Annotated in this window: 12 protein-coding genes and 1 rRNA gene; 11 read left to right on the forward strand and 2 right to left on the reverse strand. The window is 72.3% G+C overall.

What is annotated here, in order from left to right; genetic code table 11:
• Nucleotides 1–162 precede the first annotated feature (162 nt).
• Nucleotides 163–279 (forward strand): 5S ribosomal RNA (gene rrf / locus PUR61_RS29525).
• A gap of 95 nt (nucleotides 280–374) precedes the next feature.
• Nucleotides 375–1,211 carry a phosphatase PAP2 family protein gene (locus PUR61_RS29530; RefSeq protein WP_329882543.1) on the forward strand — a complete coding sequence of 279 codons (837 nt, stop codon included), beginning with the start codon at nucleotides 375–377 and terminating at the stop codon, nucleotides 1,209–1,211.
• Nucleotides 1,212–1,359: 148 nt separating this feature from the next.
• On the opposite strand, the gene PUR61_RS29535 is transcribed toward PUR61_RS29530, so the two are convergent.
• Nucleotides 1,360–1,923, reverse strand: a complete 564-nt coding sequence (locus PUR61_RS29535; RefSeq protein ID WP_329882544.1) for an acetate uptake transporter — start codon at nucleotides 1,921–1,923, stop codon at nucleotides 1,360–1,362.
• Between the two features lie 348 nt (nucleotides 1,924–2,271).
• Nucleotides 2,272–4,824 (reverse strand): SpoIIE family protein phosphatase, encoded by a 2,553-nt coding sequence (locus PUR61_RS29540; RefSeq protein WP_329882545.1) that lies wholly within the window; start codon nucleotides 4,822–4,824, stop codon nucleotides 2,272–2,274.
• A 542-nt stretch (nucleotides 4,825–5,366) separates the two neighbouring features.
• On the opposite strand from PUR61_RS29540, the gene PUR61_RS29545 reads away from it, so the two are divergent.
• From PUR61_RS29545 to PUR61_RS29585, 9 genes are all read left to right on the forward strand, one after another.
• Entirely contained in the window at nucleotides 5,367–9,911 is a 4,545-nt protein-coding gene (locus tag PUR61_RS29545; protein WP_329882676.1) for a HAMP domain-containing protein, read from the forward strand.
• A gap of 293 nt (nucleotides 9,912–10,204) precedes the next feature.
• Nucleotides 10,205–10,843, forward strand: a complete 639-nt coding sequence (locus tag PUR61_RS29550) for a response regulator (RefSeq protein ID WP_329882546.1) — start codon at nucleotides 10,205–10,207, stop codon at nucleotides 10,841–10,843.
• Nucleotides 10,844–10,990: 147 nt separating this feature from the next.
• A complete protein-coding gene (locus PUR61_RS29555) occupies nucleotides 10,991–13,675 on the forward strand; it encodes a DNA translocase FtsK (protein ID WP_329882547.1) in 2,685 nt (894 codons plus the stop codon).
• 374 nt (nucleotides 13,676–14,049) lie between these two features.
• Nucleotides 14,050–14,925, forward strand: a complete 876-nt coding sequence (locus tag PUR61_RS29560; protein ID WP_329882548.1) for a helix-turn-helix domain-containing protein — start codon at nucleotides 14,050–14,052, stop codon at nucleotides 14,923–14,925.
• Between the two features lie 96 nt (nucleotides 14,926–15,021).
• Nucleotides 15,022–16,494, forward strand: coding sequence for a 30S ribosomal protein S12 methylthiotransferase RimO (gene rimO / locus PUR61_RS29565; RefSeq protein WP_329882549.1), 1,473 nt, complete (start codon nucleotides 15,022–15,024; stop codon nucleotides 16,492–16,494).
• A complete protein-coding gene (gene pgsA, locus PUR61_RS29570) occupies nucleotides 16,491–17,129 on the forward strand; it encodes a CDP-diacylglycerol--glycerol-3-phosphate 3-phosphatidyltransferase (protein WP_329882550.1) in 639 nt (212 codons plus the stop codon). The genes rimO and pgsA overlap by 4 nt, the downstream gene beginning before the upstream one ends.
• Nucleotides 17,130–17,496: 367 nt before the next feature.
• Entirely contained in the window at nucleotides 17,497–17,973 is a 477-nt protein-coding gene (locus PUR61_RS29575; RefSeq protein WP_329882677.1) for a CinA family protein, read from the forward strand.
• 397 nt (nucleotides 17,974–18,370) lie between these two features.
• Nucleotides 18,371–18,739, forward strand: a complete 369-nt coding sequence (locus tag PUR61_RS29580; RefSeq protein ID WP_327681118.1) for a helix-turn-helix domain-containing protein — start codon at nucleotides 18,371–18,373, stop codon at nucleotides 18,737–18,739.
• Between the two features lie 54 nt (nucleotides 18,740–18,793).
• Nucleotides 18,794–19,084, forward strand: coding sequence for a hypothetical protein (locus tag PUR61_RS29585; RefSeq protein WP_329882551.1), 291 nt, complete (start codon nucleotides 18,794–18,796; stop codon nucleotides 19,082–19,084).
• Nucleotides 19,085–19,175: the final 91 nt, after the last annotated feature.

A 19,175-nucleotide genomic window follows, 5' to 3' on the forward strand; every position in this document is an offset into this window, starting at 1 on the left:
GGGTTGATAGGCCGGATATGGAAGCCCTGTGAGGGGTGGAGTTGACCGGTACTAATAGGCCGAGGGCTTGTCCTCAGTTGCTCGCGTCCACTGTGTTGTTCTGAAACAACGACCCCCACACGTCTGGTCACGGTGTGGGTGAGGTTGACAGTTTCATAGTGTTTCGGTGGTCATAGCGTGAGGGAAACGCCCGGTTACATTCCGAACCCGGAAGCTAAGCCTCACAGCGCCGATGGTACTGCAGGGGGGACCCTGTGGGAGAGTAGGACGCCGCCGAACAATCATTCCAAAAAGACCCCCTCCCGTTCGGGAGGGGGTCTTTTTGCGTTAACGTCTCTCCACCACGTCCAAGCCCGGTGGAGAGGCACGAGCCCTTGCAGAACCTGACCCTTACCTGGGAGTCCGCCGGGGGCGCCGCGGTCGCACTCTACGGTGGCTCGTACGCGGCCGCCCGGGTCCGGCGGGGGGCCGTCTCGGCGGTCCTGCGGGAGGCCGGCACCCTGCTCGCACTGTTCGCGCTCTGGCAGCTGGTCGGGAGCCTCTCGCTGATGAGCACCGAACACGCGCTGGACCGGGCGAGCTGGATCCACCGGACGGAGCTGGCACTCGGGCTGCCGGACGAAGCGGCCTGGCAGGAGGCGGTGACGCCGTACCCGGTGCTGGTGAGGCTGGCCAACTACTACTACGCGGCGATGCACTTCACGGTGATGATCGCGGTGCTGGTCTGGGTGTTCCTGCGGCACCGCGAGCGGTACGCGTGGGTGCGGACCACCGTGGTGGTCACGACGGCGGTCTGCCTGGCCGTGCAGTTCATCCCGGTGGCCCCGCCCCGGATGCTGCCGCAGGAGGGTTTCGTGGACGTCGCGGCGGAGTACGGGCAGTCGGTGTACGGGGGAGCGGTCGCCGGGGTGGTCAAGGCGGCGCAGCTGTCGGCGATGCCGTCGGTGCACGTGGCCTGGTGCGTGCTGGTGGCGGTCGCCGTGATCAAGGTGTCGCCCAGCCCGCTGCGCTGGCTGATGCTGCTGCACCCGGTCCTGACGGTGACGGTCGTGGTCGTCACGGCCAACCACTTCTGGGCGGACGGCCTGGTGGCGGTGGCGATCCTGCTGCTGGCGTACGCGGCCCAGGCCGGTGTCGCCCGTCGGCGGGCCCGGCGCGAGGCTGCGGTGCGGTCCGCGGCCGAGCCGGAGCGGGTGTCCGCGGGCGGTTGAGCCGTCACCGGACAGCAGCGTCGCCCCGGCAGCAGCGTCGCCCCGGCGGCGGTGGCGGCCGGGGCGACGGCGGGGCGAGGGTGAAGCGTGATGTGCCGGTGGGCCGGGCCCCGTGGGGGGTGGGTCCGGACCACCGGCACCCCTGCCGTTACTTGACGGGCAGGGCGTCCCGGCCCCACGCGCTGTTGGTCAGCGACGCGGTGGCCCAGTACCAGGCCGTCAGCCCGGAGGCTGCTGCGACCCAGCCGGCGGCCTTGGCGAGGCCCCCGGAGGTGTTGAAGACGGCGAGTGCGGAGAGCAGCAGCGAGACCGTCAGCAGGCCGTAGACGGCCCGGCTGAACAGTCCTGCGTTCCAACTGGCCGCGGTGAGGGTGAGCGCGAGCAGGGCCCACAGGAGCAGGAACAGGCCGGCCGCGTTCTTGTGGGCGCCGGAGGCCGTGGACCAGGTGGCCCAGAAGGCGCCGAGGCTGGTGAAGGCGGTGCCGGTGAAGCCCTCGCCGCCGCGGAACTGCCAGAGACCGGCGATGAAGAGGGTGAGACCGCCGACGACGTGGGCGAGACGGGCCGAGTCCCCTACGGCGGTGCCACTGAAGATGCCGGTGGAGAGGAGGCCGTAGGCGAGGAGAGTCAGGCCGAGTGCGAGGTAACCGAGGTTACCCGCGTCGGCGCCGGTTGAGCGGGCGTTCAGTGCCCCGGTAGCTTCGTTGCTCACCGGAGGCTCCTTTCACTCTGGGCGCGCGCAGGGCGCAGTGAACTCGGGTGAGTTTCGATGAGGTGGATGCGCGCGATCGCGCCGAGGGCGCACGGCTGGAGCGTGCGACGGCTGCGATCAGAATGCTGGGCCAGCGGAGAACCGCTGGTCACGTCCCCGCCGGGGGATTCCCCGGTGAGATCGGTGTACCCAGGGTGAGCGGGCTTGTACCCTTGTGAATCGCACAATTTGTGACGCCGTCAGCCAGGGATCGTTCACGGTCCGACAGGACCCGAACCCGAGCCCGGAGTCGAACGGCCCGAACCCGCGTCGACCCGAACCCGGTCCGGACCCGAGCCCGGGTAGGGCTCAGGCGGTGCGCTGGGTGGGGACCCGCAGGGTGAGGATCGCCATGTCGTCGGACGGCGGCTCGGGGGCGAACCGCTCGACCGCCCGCTGCACCCGCATCGCGACCGCGCCCGCGGTCAGCCCGGTGCAGCCGGTGAGCACCTCGGCGAGGCCGTCGTCGCCCAGCATCCGCCGGCCCTCACGGCGTTCGGTGACCCCGTCGGTGACACACAGCAGGACCTCGCCGGGCAGGAGCACCAGGCGCTCGGCGGTGAGTTCGAGGTCCTCCATGACGCCGAGCAGCGGCTGCGGGGTCGCGGCGCGGTCGACCTGGCCGTCGGTGCGCAGGCGGAGCGGCAGCGGGTGGCCGGCGCAGACCAGGGAGAGCTCGGTGCTGCCGTCCGGAAGGGGCGTCAGCTCGCCGTACAGCAGGGTGAGGAAGCGGCTGCGCGAACCCTCGTCCAGGATGGCGGTGTTGAGCCGGCTGAGGACCTGCGGGGCGTCCAGGCCCTCGCGGGCGAGCAGGCGCAGCGAGTGCCGGGCGAGGCCGGTGACGGAGGCTGCCTCCGGGCCGGTGCCGCAGACGTCGCCGATGGCGAAGCCGTAGGTGCCCTCGCGGATCGGGAAGAGGTCGTAGAAGTCGCCGCCGACCTCGTTGCCCTCGCCGGCCGCCTGGTAGTAGACGTCCACCTCGACGCCCGGGATCTCCGGCAGGTCCGGTGGCAGCAGGCTGCGCTGGAGGGCCTGGCTGGTGGCGGTGCGCTCGGAGTAGAGGCGGGAGTTGTCGAGGGCGAGGGCGGCCCGGCGGGAGAGGTCCTCGGCGAGTTCGAGGACCTCCTGGCGGAACCGGACACCGGTCGGGGTGCCGAGGACGAACAGGCCGATCACGCGGTTGCGGGCGGTCAGCGGCAGGACGACCGTCTCGCCCAGGAGCCCGGACAGGTCGGGGCTGTCGGCGAGTCCGTTGCCGCGCGCGGTGTCGGTCGGCGCGGTCCAGAAGCGGGCTCCGTGGGTGGGGCCGGCGTCGGGCGCGGGGGTCTTGTCGAGCAGGGCGCGCAGCGGGTCGATGCGGTCCTCGTCCTCGTGCAGGACGAAGGCGAGCGAGGCCGAGGCGCCGTGGTCGCCGTTGGTATAGACGGCGCACCAGGAGGAGAGGGTGGGGACGGCCATCTGCGCCATCAGGGCGAGGGTCTGCTCGTGTTCCAGGGTGCCGGCCAGCAGGTCGGAGGCTTCGACGAGGAAGGAGAGCGAGCCGCGGCGCAGCCGTTCGAGTTCGGTGAGCCGGGTGGACTCGACGGCCAGGGCGAGCCGGTCGGCGGCGAACTGCAGGCGGAGCGCGTCCTCGTTGTCGTACCGGCCGGGTGCGGCGGTGGCGATGCCGAGCGAGCCGATGAGCCGGCCCTCGACCTTGAGCGGGACGGTGAGCAGGGAGCGCATGCCGCTGCCGCCGAGGACGGGCAGGCCGGTGGGCCGGGAGGCGAGGTCCTCGTGGACGGAGGGGAGGCGGGGCGAGTCGTAGCGGTTGCCGGTGTCGACCGGGAACCGGCTGTGCCGGCGGTGGCCGGAGGTGAGTCCGGTGGCGGCGCGGACCTCGAACTCGGTCTCGTCGTCGGTGGTGAGCAGCAGGTAGGCCGCGTCGGCGTCGAGCAGGTCGCGGGCGCGTTCGACGGTGTGCTGGAGCATGGTGTCGAGGTCCTCGCCGGAGCCGAGGCCGGCCAGCAGGTCGAGGCGGGCGGCGGTCTCGGGCTTCTCGCCGGGCAGGGCCCGGGCGGGGGAGCGCAGGACGGCGCGGTCGTCGTCGAGGACGAGCAGGCAGAGCGCGGAGGGTGTGCCGTCGGTGTCGCGGAGGCGGACCTGGACGCCGTAGACGTCGACGGTGGAGCCGTCGGCGCGGCGCAGGGCGTAGCCGCCCTCCCACCGGGCGAGGCGGAGGGTGGCGGCGAGGCCGAGCCCGGGGGTCTGGGGCCAGACGGCGAGGTCGGCCCAGGGACGGCCGAGCACGGTGTCGGCGGGGTGCTGGAAGAGCACCTCGGCGTCGGGGTTCCAGGCGAGGACACGGCCGTCGTCGTCGAGCTGGACCACGGCGACGTGGACCGGGCCGCTGCTGCTGGGCAGTTCGCTGCCGGGGGTGGCGGGGACGGCGTAGCGGGTGCCGGCGACGTGGGCGGGAAGGGCGAGGCGGAACCAGACGGTCTTGCGGCCGGCGCCGTACTCGACGCCCCAGCGTTCGGCGAGGGCGGCGCACATCAGCAGGCCGCGGCCGCCCTCGCCGTCGGGGTCGGCGTAGTGGTCGGAGGCGGTGGCCGGGACGTCGGCGAACGTGGGCAGGCCGCGTTCGGGGTGGTGGTCGGTGACCTCGATCCGGACGGTGTCCGCCTCACGCAGGCAACAGACCTCGGCGGCGGTGCCGGCGTGGACGACGGCGTTGGTGACGAGTTCGCTGACCAGCACCACGGCGTCGTCGACGACCTCGGGCAGGCCCCAGCCCAACAGGGCGTCGCGGACGAACGAGCGGGCGGCGGAGGCCGACCGACCCACCGGTTCGAAGGTGGCGGCTGCGCGCGCGGTGACCACGTTGCCACGTCTCCTCTGCTCTGGCCCTGGCTGTCCGGTGTGCGGCGCCGGCTCGCGGTGTGCGCCGACGGGGTGGGCGGCGGCTCGGGGCGGGGCGCGGCCCGGTGCAGCGCTCCACCCTACTTTCCGCTGGGTTCCCCGTGGGGGCGGGGCGTCGAAACAGGCACCGGAGGGTGATTCTGACCACCTGTTTCGGCCGGGGCGGTACCAACCGAGCGCAACCGGCCTTATACCCGGCGCGAGTACTGCCAGACTGGGGGGTCCGCGGTGTCCGGTCCGAGCAGTACGGTCGTTGCGGGTTCCGGTGGTCCGCGTGCGGGTCACCGGGACGTCACCGGGACGGTACCCGGTGCCGGGCCCGTCCGGGGCGCGGTCGCGCGGTGCCGGACAGTTCACCATTTGGGAGGGGCCCGTTGAGTTCGGCCACCAAGGACGCAACCGGTACGACGCCGCCCGCCCAGCGTGGCGGACGCTCCGGGGCCGCGCCGCGGAGCGCGGCCGGCCGGCGTGCCAATCACAGCCGCGGTGCCGAGCCGGCCGAGCTGCGCAAGCTCCTGTCGGCGCTGACGGCGATGCGCGACGGCAACTTCCGGCGCCGGCTGACGGTGCCGGGGGACGGTCCGCTGGCGGAGATCGCCGCGGTGTTCAACGAGGTCGCCGAGCGGAACCAGCACCTGACGGGTGAACTCGCGCGGGTGCGGCGTGCGGTGGGCCGGGAGGGCCGGCTGAACGAGCGGCTGGAGACCGGTGCGGGCGAGGGCGCCTGGATGGCGGCGGTCGACAACTGCAACGCGCTGATCGACGACCTGGCGCGGCCGATGGCCGAGGTGGGCCGGGTGCTGGCGTCGATCGCCGAGGGCGACCTGGACCAGAAGATGGAGCTGCGCTCGCTGCACAGCAACGGGGTGAGTCACCCGCTGCGCGGTGAGTACCTGAAGATCGGGCGGACGGTCAACGGGCTGGTGGACCAGCTGTCGGAGTTCACCGACGAGGTGACCCGGGTGGCCCGGGAGGTCGGTACCGAGGGCAAGCTCGGCGGCCAGGCCAAGGTGCGCAGCGTGTCCGGCAGCTGGAAGGACCTCGCGGACTCGGTCAACACCATGGCCGGCCGGCTGACCGCGCAGGTGCGGAACATCGCGCAGGTGACCACGGCGGTGGCCAAGGGCGACCTCTCCCGCAAGGTGACGGTCGAGGTGGCCGGCGAGATGCTGGAGCTGAAGAACACCGTCAACACGATGGTGGACCAGCTGAACGGCTTCGCGGCGCAGGTCACCGGGGTGGCCCGGGACGTGGGGACGGAGGGCCGGCTCGGGGGCCAGGCGCAGGTGCCGGGCGTCGCCGGGGTCTGGCGCGACCTCACCGACTCGGTGAACTTCATGGCCGACAATCTGACCGGCCAGGTCCGCAGCATCGCGCAGGTGACGACGGCGGTGGCGCGCGGCGACCTCTCGCAGAAGATCGAGGTGGACGCGCGCGGCGAGATGCTGGAGCTCAAGAGCACCATCAACACGATGGTGGACCAGCTCTCCGGCTTCGCCGAGCAGGTGACCCGGGTGGCCCGTCAGGTGGGCACCGAGGGTCGGCTCGGGGGTCAGGCGCAGGTACCCGGCGCGGCCGGGGTCTGGCGGGACCTGACCGACAACGTCAACTTCATGGCGAACAACCTCACCGATCAGGTGCGGAACATCGCGCAGGTGACCACTGCGGTCGCCCGGGGCGACCTGTCGCAGAAGATCCAGGTGGACGCACAGGGCGAGATCCTGGAGCTGAAGAACACCATCAACACGATGGTGGACCAGCTGAGCGCCTTCGCCGACGAGGTGACGCGGGTCGCCCGGGACGTCGGCACCGAGGGCATCCTCGGCGGCCAGGCGAGCGTGCCCGGGGTGTCCGGCACCTGGAAGGACCTGACCAACAGCGTCAACCTGATGGCCAACAACCTGACCAGCCAGGTCCGCAACATCGCCGAGGTGACCACGGCGGTGGCGCTCGGGGACGTCTCGAAGAAGATCACCGTCGATGCGCGCGGGGAGATCCTGGAGCTGGTCACCACCGTGAACACCATGGTGGACCAGCTGTCGGCGTTCGCCGACGAGGTCACCCGGGTGGCGCGCGAGGTGGGTACGGAGGGGATCCTGGGCGGCCAGGCCCGGGTGCGCGGGGTGTCGGGCATCTGGAAGGACCTGACCGACAACGTGAACTTCATGGCGTCGAACCTGACGGGCCAGGTGCGGAACATCGCCGAGGTGGCGTCCGCCGTGGCCCGCGGTGACCTCTCCAAGAAGATCACCATCGAGGCCCAGGGCGAGGTCGCGGCGCTGGCCGGGACGCTCAACACGATGGTCGACCAGCTGTCCGCGTTCGCGGTCGAGGTGACCAGGGTGGCGCGCGAGGTGGGCACCGACGGCACCCTGGGCGGTCAGGCGAGCGTGCCGGGGGTGGCCGGGATCTGGAAGGACCTGACCGACAACGTCAACCTGATGGCCAACAACCTGACGGGCCAGGTGCGGAACATCGCGCTGGTGATCACGGCGGTGGCCCGCGGCGACCTGTCGCAGAAGATCGACGTCGACGCGCGGGGCGAGTTCCTGGAGCTGAAGACCAGCATCAACACCATGGTCGACCAGCTGGGCTCGTTCGCCGACGAGGTCACCCGGGTCGCCCGCGAGGTGGGCACCGACGGGCGGCTCGGCGGCCAGGCCCGCGTGCCGGGCGTGGACGGCACCTGGCAGGACCTGACCGAGTCGGTCAACGAGCTGGCCAACAACCTGACCCGGCAGGTGCGCGCGATCGCGCAGGTCGCCACCGCCGTGACCAGGGGCGACCTGTCGCTGCGGATCGACGTGGACGCGGCCGGGGAGCTCGACGAGCTCAAGGACAACATCAACCAGATGATCGCCAACCTGCGCGAGACCACCCGCACCAACCAGGAGCAGGACTGGCTCAAGACCAACCTGGCCCGGATCTCCGGCCTGTTGCAGGGCCGCCGGGACCTGGAGGCGGTCGCCTCGCTGATCATGACCGAGCTCACCCCGGTGGTCTCGGCCCAGCACGGCGCCTTCTTCCTCGCCCAGCCGGCCGGGCGCACGGCGGAGCTGATCACCGAGGACGACGACGAGAACGACACCGTGCTGCGGCTGATCGGCAGCTACGGCTACCAGCGGCGGGCGATGCCGACCACCTTCCGTCCCGGCGAGTCGCTGATCGGCCAGGCGGCGGTGGAGAAGCGGGCGATCATCCTCAAGGAGGCCCCGCCCGGGTACCTGAAGATCGCCTCGGGCCTCGGCGAGGCCTCGCCGGCCCACATCGTGGTGCTGCCGGTGCTGTTCGAGGGCAGGCTGCTGGGCGTGATCGAACTGGCCACCTTCAGCTCGTTCACCACCGTCGCACTGGACTTCCTCAACCAGATCGCCGACCTGATCGGCGTCACCGTCAACACCATCAGCGTCAACACCAAGACCGAGGGCCTGCTGTTGGAGTCCCAGCGGCTGACCGCCGAACTCTCGATGCGGTCTGCCGAGTTGGAGGCGCGTCAGGAGGAGCTGGAGCGCACCAACGAGGAGTTGCAGGAGAAGGCCGAGCAACTCGCCCAGCAGAACCGGGACATCGAGATCAAGAACAGCGAGATCGAGGAGGCCCGGCAGGTGCTGGAGGAGCGGGCCGAACAGCTCGCGCTGGCCTCCCGGTACAAGAGCGAGTTCCTCGCCAACATGTCGCACGAGCTGCGCACCCCGCTCAACTCGCTGCTGATCCTCGCCAAGCTGCTCTCCGACAACAACGAGGGCAACCTCTCGCCGAAGCAGGTCGAGTTCGCCGACACCATCCACGGCGCCGGGTCGGACCTGCTCCAGCTGATCAACGACATCCTCGACCTCTCCAAGGTCGAGGCCGGGAAGATGGACGTCCGGCCGGCCCGGATCGCGCTGGTCCAGCTGGTCGACTACGTGGAGGCCACCTTCCAGCCGGTCGCGCTGGACAAGAACCTGGAGTTCGGGGTCCGGGTCTCGCCGGCCCTCCCGGTCACTCTGCACACCGACGAGCAGCGGCTCCAGCAGGTGCTGCGCAACCTGATCTCCAACGCGGTGAAGTTCACCGACGCGGGCGCCGTCGACTTCTCGATCACCCCGGCCGGCCCGGACGTCCCGCAGCACGTGCGGGAGCGGCTGCTGGAGGCCGGGGCGATCCAGGGGCCGGACGACCCGCTGATCGCCTTCGCGGTCTCCGACACCGGCATCGGCATCCCGGACAACAAGCTGCGGGAGATCTTCGAGGCGTTCAAGCAGGCCGACGGCACCACCAGTCGCAAGTACGGCGGCACCGGTCTCGGACTGTCGATCAGCCGGGAGATCGCCCGGCTGCTCGGCGGCGAGATCCACGCCGAGAGCGAGCTCGGCAAGGGATCCACCTTCACGCTGTACCTGCCGCTGCGCAGCGAGGCTCCGGAGGCCGTTCCCGGGGCCGGCCAGATGCCGCGTGCCGCGGTGGGGGTGACCCCCGCCGGGACGCCGGTGCCGGTCGGTGAGAACCCGGCCGACCACTGGGCCCAGGAGGTGCGCGAGCTGGCCGAGGTCCGCCGCCGGGGCGCGGTCGAACGCCGCCGCGCCGCGGCCCTGGAGTCGCTGCCCGCCGAGGGCAGGTCCGTCGGCGGCCGTCCGGTCGAGCCCCTTCCGGCGATCCGCCACTCGGCCCGGGTGGACACCCGGTTCGACGGCGAGCAGGTGCTGATCGTGGACGACGACGTCCGCAACGTCTTCGCGCTCACCAGCGTGCTGGAGCAGCACGGGCTGACGGTGCTGTACGCGGAGAACGGCCGCGAGGGCATCGAGATGCTGGAGCAGCACGAGAACGTGGCGCTGGTCCTGATGGACATCATGATGCCGGAGATGGACGGCTACGCGACCACCGAGGCGATCCGCCGGATGCCGCAATTCGCCGGCCTGCCGATCATCGCGCTGACCGCCAAGGCCATGAAGGGCGACAAGGAGAAGTCCCTGGAGGCCGGTGCCACCGATCACATCACCAAGCCGGTGGAGACCGACCACCTGCTCGCGGTGATGCACGAGTGGCTGACCGCCCGGAGGCGGTAGGCGGCATGTCGGGGGCGTGAACTCCGTGATTCGCTCCGGGGTTCACGCCGTGGCGGCGGGCGGTTTGCTGGCGGGGAGGGGCGGGAACCGGGTAGGGTCACCGATCGTTGCGAACAGTGACCGGGCGGCGACTCGCTGGTGAGCGTGCGCCGGTGCACTGTGTGCGTGCCGTTCCGGAACCAGACGCGACGGAGCGATGTGCCGGGCGAGGGGGTGCGGCTAGCATGACCGGGGTAGTGGTGGGCAGTACGCGGGTGCCTTCCCCAGGTAGGCAAGCGACAGGAGGGCGCGTCGTGATGCAGAAGGCGAAGATCCTCCTGGTCGACGACCGACCGGAGAACCTTCTCGCGCTGGAGGCGATCCTCTCGGCGCTGGACCAGACCCTGGTCCGGGCGGCCTCGGGTGAGGAGGCGCTCAAGGCGCTGCTCACCGACGACTTCGCGGTGATCCTGCTGGACGTGCAGATGCCCGGGATGGACGGCTTCGAGACGGCCGCCCACATCAAGCGGCGCGAGCGCACCCGGGACATCCCGATCATCTTCCTGACCGCGATCAACCACGGGCCGCACCACACCTTCCGCGGCTACGCGGCCGGTGCGGTCGACTACATCTCCAAGCCCTTCGACCCGTGGGTGCTGCGCGCCAAGGTCTCGGTCTTCGTCGACCTGTACATGAAGAACTGCCAGCTCAAGGAGCAGGCGGCACTGCTCAGGCTCCAGCTGGAGGCGAGCGGCGCCGAGCCGGCCCTCGGCGGTGCGCTGCTGGGCGAGCTGTCGGCGCGGCTGGCGTCGGTGGAGGAGCAGGCCGAGGCGCTGACCAAGCAGCTGGACGGCACCGAGGACAGCGGGGTGGCGGCCACGGCGGCGCACCTGGAGCGCAAGCTGGCCGGCCTGCGGCGCGCGCTGGACGCCCTGCGCCCCGGCGCCGACTAGGAAGCCCCGGGCGCGGCGTCGAGAGTGCCGCGCCGTTCCTTCTTCCGGGTGAACCGCGACCGGGGTGACGGTGTGTCTGCGACACGTTCCGCCGCCCCGGTACGACGACATGGGCACAGGTCGCGGACCCCGGTAGGCTGCTGACCCATGGCCACACGCACGCCCGGAAGCGCGGCACGCAACCCGAGCCCGGGACCGTCCAAGAAGGCCGCGGCGAAGGCTCCGGCCAAGGCGCCGGTGAAGAAGGCGGCCGCCAAGAAGGCCGCCCCGGCGAAGAGGACGGCGGCCAAGCCGGCCGCCGCGCCGCCCCCCGCACCCAGGCCGATACTCTTCCGCGCCGTGCGCGCCGTCTGGCTCGGCACGGCCCACGGCATCGGCGCGGTCTTCCGCGGGTTCGGCGACGGGGCCAAGAACCTGGACCCGGCCCACCGCAAGGACGGCGTCGGCCTGCTGCTGCTCGCGCTCGCCCTGGTCACGGCGGCCGGGACCTGGTTCAGCCCGCAGGGCTGGCTGGGCGAGGCCGCCACCAACGTGGTCTCCGGCCTGTTCGGCCGGCTCGACGTGCTGGTGCCGTTCCTGCTGGCCGTGGTCGGGGTCAGGCTGATGCGCCACCCGGAGCTGCCGGAGGCCAACGGGCGGATCATGATCGGTCTGACCACCCTGCTGATCGGCGTGCTGGGACTGGTCCACATCGGCTGCGGCGCCCCCATGATGGGCAGCGGGGCGACCAGGATAAGGACGGCCGGCGGGATCGTCGGCTGGGCCGCCTCCACCCCGATGATGGCCGCCGCCGGGCCCGCGCTCGCGGTGCCGCTGCTCCTGCTGCTTGCCTTCTTCGGCCTGCTGGTCACGACCGCCACCCCGGTCAACCGGATCGGTGAGCGGGTGCGCGGCGTCGGCGTCCGGCTGGGCGTGGTCGAGCCCGGTCCCCAGGACGAAGTCTCCGGGGGGCGTACGCCGGAGCGCGAGCACTCCACCGAGCCGCCGGAGGACGCCGACCCGTCGGCGCTGCCCTTCACGGTGGACACCGAGGGTGACGGCGCCGTCGACGAGGTGGGCGCCCGCCGGCGCCGCCGACGGCGAAAGCCGGCCGAGGAACAGGCCGCGGAGCCGGACCCCTTCGCGAAGGAGGCCCTCGACCCGTACGCGACCCGGGACCTCGCCGCCGGGGCCGCCGCCGACCTGGACGGCGCACTGGTCTACGGCGTGCCCGCCTCCTCGGCGGTGGCGGACATGATGCACCAGGTGCAGGACCGCACCGCGCTGCCGGAGGAGCCCGCGGTCCCGGCAGCCCGCACCGGCGGCCTCGCCGCCGCCGAGGAGCACGGCGCGGCGCCGGTCCGGATGGAGCAGCTCCAGCTCTCCGCCGGCCTCACCTACTCGCTCCCCCCGCTCGACCTGTTGGAGCGTGGCGGCCCGGCCAAGGCCCGCAGCGCCCTCAACGACGAAGTGGTCGCCCAGCTCACCGTGGTCTTCGCCGAGTTCAAGGTGGACGCCCGGGTCACCGGCTTCACCCGGGGCCCGACGGTCACCCGCTACGAGGTCGAGCTCGGCCCGGCGGTCAAGGTCGAGCGGATCACCGCGCTCGGCAAGAACATCGCGTACGCGGTGGCCAGCCCGGACGTGCGGATCATCAGCCCGATCCCGGGCAAGTCTGCCGTCGGCATCGAGATCCCGAACCGGGACCGCGAGATGGTCAACCTCGGCGACCTGCTGCGCTCGCGCACCGCCGCCGAGGACACCCACCCGCTGGTCGTCGGCATGGGCAAGGACGTCGAGGGCCACACCGTGACGGCCAACCTCGCCAAGATGCCGCACATCCTGGTGGCCGGTGCGACCGGCGCCGGCAAGTCGTCCTGCATCAACTGCCTGATCACCTCGGTGCTGGCCCGCGCCACCCCGGACGAGGTGCGGATGGTGCTGGTCGACCCCAAGCGGGTCGAGCTCACGGCGTACGAGGGCATCCCGCACCTGATCACGCCCATCATCACCAACCCGAAGAAGGCCGCCGAGGCGCTCCAGTGGGTGGTGCGCGAGATGGACATGCGGTACGACGACCTCGCCGCGTACGGCTTCCGGCACGTGGACGACTTCAACGCGGCGGTCCGGGCCGGCACGGTCACCCCACCGCTCGGCAGCGAGCGCGAGCTGACCCCGTACCCGTACCTGCTGGTGATCGTCGACGAGCTGGCCGACCTGATGATGGTCGCCCCGCGGGACGTCGAGGACTCGGTGGTCCGGATCACCCAGCTCGCCCGAGCGGCCGGCATCCACCTGGTGCTGGCCACCCAGCGGCCGTCGGTGGACGTCGTCACCGGGCTGATCAAGGCCAACGTGCCGTCCCGGCTGGCGTTCGCCACCTCGGCGATGGCGGACTCCCGGGTCATCCTGGACCAGCCCGGCGCGGAGAAGCTGATCGGCAAGGGCGACGCGCTGTTCCTTCCGATGGGTGCGAGCAAGCCCATCCGGATGCAGGGCGCGTTCGTCACCGAGGCGGAGATCGCCGCGGTGGTGAACCACTGCAAGGACCAGCTGACCGCCGTCTACCGGGACGACGTGACGGTCGGCGGCGGGCCGAAGAAGGAGATCGACGAGGAGATCGGCGACGACCTGGACCTGCTGATCCAGGCGGCCGAGCTGGTGGTCTCCACGCAGTTCGGGTCCACCTCGATGCTCCAGCGCAAGCTGCGGGTCGGCTTCGCCAAGGCCGGGCGGCTGATGGACCTGATGGAGTCGCGGGGGATCGTCGGCCCGAGCGAGGGCTCCAAGGCCCGCGACGTGCTGGTGAAGCCGGACGAGCTGGACGGGGTCATTGTCACCATCCGGGGGTGACGGACCGCCCGGGCGGAGCAGCGGGCACCCACCGGTTCCGCGCCGCTCCGCACCCCGGGAACCCGGCCGCCGCGGGGGCCGTCGCCCCTCGCCGGTCCGGCCCGTCCGAGGGGTGTTCACCCCCTCGGAGAGGGGTAGGCGAGCGGTGCGGAACCGATCGGGTGCGTACCGCGTCCCATGAGCCACACCGGATGCGCGGCCGGGCGCGGGCGCTCCGGCGGCGGTGACCCCCCGTACTGACGGGCGGTCAGTGCACGCCCGGCCCCGCGTCGGGCCGGCCGCGCGCATTCGGGCCTGTTCCGCTTGAGAAACGATCCGCCCCCGCCCCTAGACTGTTCCCCAGCAGGTGGCCCACCGCTCGAAAGGCGTGCACCGTGACCATCGGCAAGTCCCCCGACCGCGAGAACGCCCCGTCGTCCGCGCTGCCCCCCGGCGCGGCGGAACAGACGGCCGATGCGCCGAGCATCGGCCGGGTGCTGTCCGCCGCCCGGATCGAGGCCGGACTCACGGTGGATCAGGTGAGTACCGCCACCCGGGTCCGGGTGCCACTCGTGCATGCCATCGAAGAGGACGACTTCGACCGGTGCGGCGGCGACTTCTACGCCCGCGGCCACATCCGCTCGATCGCCCAGGTCGTCGGTGTGGACGGCGAGGCGCTGGTCGCCCGGTACGACGCCGACCACGGCGGCTCCCCGGCCTCCCGGCGGCCCACCCAGCTGATCGAGAGCGGCCCGATCAAGGTCCCGGGTCGCGGCCGGCCGAACTGGACGGCGGCGATGGTCGCGGCGATCGTCGCGGTCGTCGGGCTGATCGGCTTCAACCTGGTCAGCGGCAAGACCGGCGGCAGCACGACCACCGGCTCGGCCAGCGCCCCGCTGCCCGCCGGTTCCGGCACCGGTTCGGTCGCCCCGGCGGCCCCCGTGCCGACCCCGGCCGTGCAGCCGCCCGCGCCGGTGCCCAGCGCCGCCGCGATCGCCGCCGCCCCGGCCGACAAGGTCACCGTGAAGCTGGTCGCCGAGAAGGACACCAGCTGGGTCTCGGCGGTCGACGGCAACGGGAAGTCGCTGTACCAGAACAACATCGAGGAAGGTCAGGACCAGACCTTCACCGACCCCAAGCAGATCAAGCTGGTGATCGGCAACGCCGGCGCCGTGCACGTGTACGTCAACGGCAAGGACCTCGGCCCGGCGGGCAAGAACGGCCAGGTGGTGCACGTCACGTACACCCCGGGCGACCCGCAGGCGGGCTGATCGCAGGGGGCGTCCGGCCCGGTCCGGACCCCGTGAACCGAGGCGCGCGGCCTCCGGGGCGAACGGCTCCGGCGGCCGCGCGTTAATCTTGGCCCTATGCCTGAACGCCGTACTGTCGCCCTTGTCACGCTCGGATGCGCCCGCAACGAGGTGGACTCCGAGGAACTCGCCGGGCGACTGGAAGCCGACGGCTGGTTGCTCGTGGACGACGCCGCCGAAGCCGACGTCGCCGTCGTCAACACCTGTGGCTTCGTCGAGGCCGCCAAGAAGGACTCCGTCGACGCCCTGCTGGAGGCCAACGACCTCAAGGGCCACGGCCGCACCCAGGCGGTCGTCGCGGTCGGCTGCATGGCCGAGCGGTACGGCAAGGAGCTGGCCGACGCCCTGCCCGAGGCGGACGGCGTGCTCGGCTTCGACGACTACTCGGACATCTCCGACCGCCTGCAGACCATCCTCTCCGGCGGCCACCACGCCCCGCACATCCCCCGCGACCGCCGCAAGCTGCTGCCGCTGAGCCCGGTCGAGCGGCAGTCCGCCGCCGCCGAGGTCGCCCTGCCCGGCCACGGGGCCCCCGAGGACCTCCCGGAGGGCCTCGCCCCGGCCTCCGGGCCGCGCACCCTGCGCAAGCGGCTGGACGACAGCCCGGTGGCCTCCGTCAAGCTCGCCTCCGGCTGCGACCGGCGGTGCTCGTTCTGCGCGATCCCGGCCTTCCGCGGCTCGTTCATCTCGCGCCGTCCCTCCGACGTGCTGCACGAGGCCCAGTGGCTGGCCGAGCAGGGCGTCCGCGAGGTGGTCCTGGTCAGCGAGAACAACACCTCGTACGGCAAGGACCTCGGGGACATCCGGCTGCTGGAGACGCTGCTCACCGAGATCTCGGAGACCGACGGCGTCGAGCGGGTCCGGGTCTCCTACCTGCAGCCCGCCGAGATGCGCCCCGGGCTGATCGACGCGATGACCGGCACCGAGGGCGTGGTGCCCTACTTCGACCTCTCGTTCCAGCACTCGGCCCCGGCGGTGCTCCGCCGGATGCGCCGCTTCGGCTCCACCGACCAGTTCCTGGAGCTGCTCGGGACGATCCGCTCCAAGGCCCCGCAGGCCGGCGCCCGGTCGAACTTCATCGTCGGCTTCCCCGGCGAGAGCGAGGCGGACTTCGCCGAGCTGGAACGGTTCGTCACGCACGCCGGGCTGGACGCGATCGGCGTCTTCGGTTACTCCGACGAGGACGGCACCGAGGCCGCAGGCTTCGAGGACAAGCTGTCCGAGGACGTGGTCGCGGACCGGCTGGCCCGGCTCAGCAGGCTCGCCGAGGAGATGACCGCCCAGCGTGCCGAGCAGCGGATCGGCACCGAGATCGAGGTGCTGGTCGAGTCGGTCGACGGCGACCTGGTCGAGGGCCGCGCGGCCCACCAGGCGCCCGAGACGGACGGTCTCACCACGCTCACCGGCGTCGAGCACCCCGAGGTGGGCGGGTTCTACCGCGCCCGGGTGGTCGCCAGCGAGGGCGTCGACCTGGTCGCCGAGGCGCTGGAGCAGGTGCGCGTCCGCCGGGCACCCGGAGCAGGGGAATGACCCACGGGCCCGGCGCCCCGGCCGCGGCCCACCCGGGCAGACCGGAGGCCGCGGTGCCCCCGGAGCCGGGGATCTGGAACATCGCCAACATGCTCACGATGCTCCGGCTGCTGCTGGTGCCGGTCTTCGTGACGCTGCTCTTCGCCGACGGCGGCCACGACCCCAAGTGGCGCTCGGTCGCCTGGGCGTCCTTCGCCGTCGCGATGATCACCGACCTGTTCGACGGGGAGCTGGCCCGCCGCAAGGGCCTGGTCACCGACTTCGGCAAGATCGCCGACCCGATCGCCGACAAGACGATCATGGGCGCGGCGCTGATCGGCCTCTCGGTGCTGGGCGACCTGCCGTGGTGGATCACCGTGGTGATCCTGGCCCGCGAACTCGGCATCACGCTGATGCGGTTCTGGGTGATCCGCTTCGGCGTGATCCCGGCCAGCCGGGGCGGCAAGCTGAAGACGCTCACCCAGGGCATCGCGGTCGGCATGTACGTCCTGGAACTCACCGGCTGGCTGGCCACCGCCCGGGCCCTGCTGATGGGGCTCGCGGTGCTGCTGACCGTCGGTACCGCGCTGGACTACGTCGGCCAGGCGCTGCGGCTGCGCCGTGAGGGCCTCGCGGCGGCCCGTACGGAGCGCTGAGAACCCGGACGGAGTGCCGCGGCCCCGCCGGCGACGGTTCCCGTCCCGGCGGGGCCGTTCCGACTTTTGCCGGTCGAGGCGGGGGGCTGCGGGGGCTGCCGGGCGCACAATGGCGGGTACTCCGGGGCGGGCCCGGGGGGTGCGAGGGAGGGACGTCGGGATGAGTGGCAGAGCTGCGACGGACGGCAGAACCGACTCAGTGACGGCCGGCGGGGGCGGGCAGGTGGTGCCCGGGCAGTCCGGGGACGCGGGGCGGTCCGGGCAGTCCGGGCCCGGACCGGTGCCCGGTGGGCGGGCCGCGGACGGGCCGGCGGACCGGAGGTCGGCGGTCGGCGGGCCGGCGGACCAGGGACCGGCGGACTACGGGCTGGCGGAGCGGGCGCACGCCGCACTGCGGGCCGAGGGCGGGACGGTGGCCGTCGCCGAGTCGCTGACCGGCGGGCTGCTGGCGGCCGCGCTGGTGGACGTCCCGGGGGCGTCCACCACCTTCCGGGGCTCGGTGACCGCGTACGCGACCGAGCTGAAGGCCTCGGTGCTCGGGGTCGACGAGGGCCTGCTGGAGGTCAACGGGCCGGTCCACCCGGTGGTCGCCCGGCAGATGGCCGAGGGCGTACGGAAGTTGCTGGGTGCCACCTACGGGGTCGCGACGACCGGGGTGGCCGGTCCGGACCCGCAGGACGGACAGGCGGTGGGCACGGTGTACCTCGCGGTCGCCGGCCCCGGGGGAAGTCTGGTCACTTCGCCACGGTTGTCGGGAGAGCGTGCCACAATCCGTCACGGGGCGGTGACCGCCGCTCTGGAGCTGCTCGTCGGGCGGCTTCCGTCCGGTACGCCCACGCACTGAGTCCTCGTCCGCCGCCGCTCCCGCCGCTCGCCCGACGTCCCGCAGCGGCGGTGCCGTCGAGGTGCCGCCGCAGCGCCGCCGGTCCCGTCCGCCGAGATCTCCACCGAACCGAGATCTGCCGAACTGGCGTACGGGCATCGTGCGGCTGGAGGATCGTGTTACATCAGTGGGCCCGGATGGGCAGAAACCAGGTGGCGAACGAGTGGCGCGGCGGTAGCCGGGTGCCGCCCGGAGGGTACGACGAGGTGCCCGCAGACCCGGGTGCGACACCGAAATTGGGGAGGGGACAGCCTTGCAGCCCAGAGTGAACACGACCATGGTCCCCGCACGCGAAGCGGGCAAGGCGGTACGGTGGGGGCGTGACATCTCGATCCGCAGTCCGAGGAGGGAGGCACCGATGATCCTGCTTCGTCGCCTACTGGGCGATGTACTGCGTCGGCAGCGCCAGCGCCAGGGCCGCACACTCCGCGAGGTGTCGGCAGCCGCCAGGGTTTCGCTCGGTTACCTCTCCGAGGTCGAGCGGGGACAGAAGGAGGCCTCCTCGGAGCTGCTCTCCGCCATCTGCGACGCACTCGACGTCCGGATGTCCGAGGTCATGCGCGAGGTCAGCGACGAACTGTCGCTCGCCGAACTTGCGGCGATGGCCACCCTCTCCGAAGGTGAACTGCTGAGGCCGGTGCTCGAACCGGTACAGCTGCCCGCCCCCGGCGCCGACCGGGCGAACATGTCGCCCAAGGCCGCCGCGATGGACGTGGTCGCCGCCTGATCCGGCCTCGACACCCGGGCGCCTGGTGCCCGGGGCGAGCGAAGGAGGGCGGTCGTGCGGAGAACGGTGGTGGCGCGTACGCGTACCGGGGCCCGAATACGGCTCCGGCGGCGGTGGCCGCAGCCGGTCCGCCGTGGTCTGCCGGTCCTGGCCGGTGGACTCGGTTGGTGGCTGCTGGCCGCCCCCGGACAGCTGCCCGAGGGTGCGGTGCCGGTCCTGCTGGCGGCCGGCGGCTGGGGGCTCGGGTTGATCCCGGTCCACGCCGACCGGAACGCCACGGGCCCGGCGAGGCGCCGGACGGGTGAGCCGACGGCCCGGGCGGAGGCGGAGTCTCCGGTCGGGTGAGGACGAACGCGGACGAGGGCCGCGGCACCGGGAAACCGGCGCCGCGGCCCTCGTCGTGTGTCGGCGGGCCGTGGCCGGGGCCGGGCGGTGA

Origin of the sequence: Streptomyces sp. BE20, from assembly GCF_036322525.1 — a bacterium.
In the GTDB taxonomy this organism is placed as follows: domain Bacteria; phylum Actinomycetota; class Actinomycetes; order Streptomycetales; family Streptomycetaceae; genus Kitasatospora.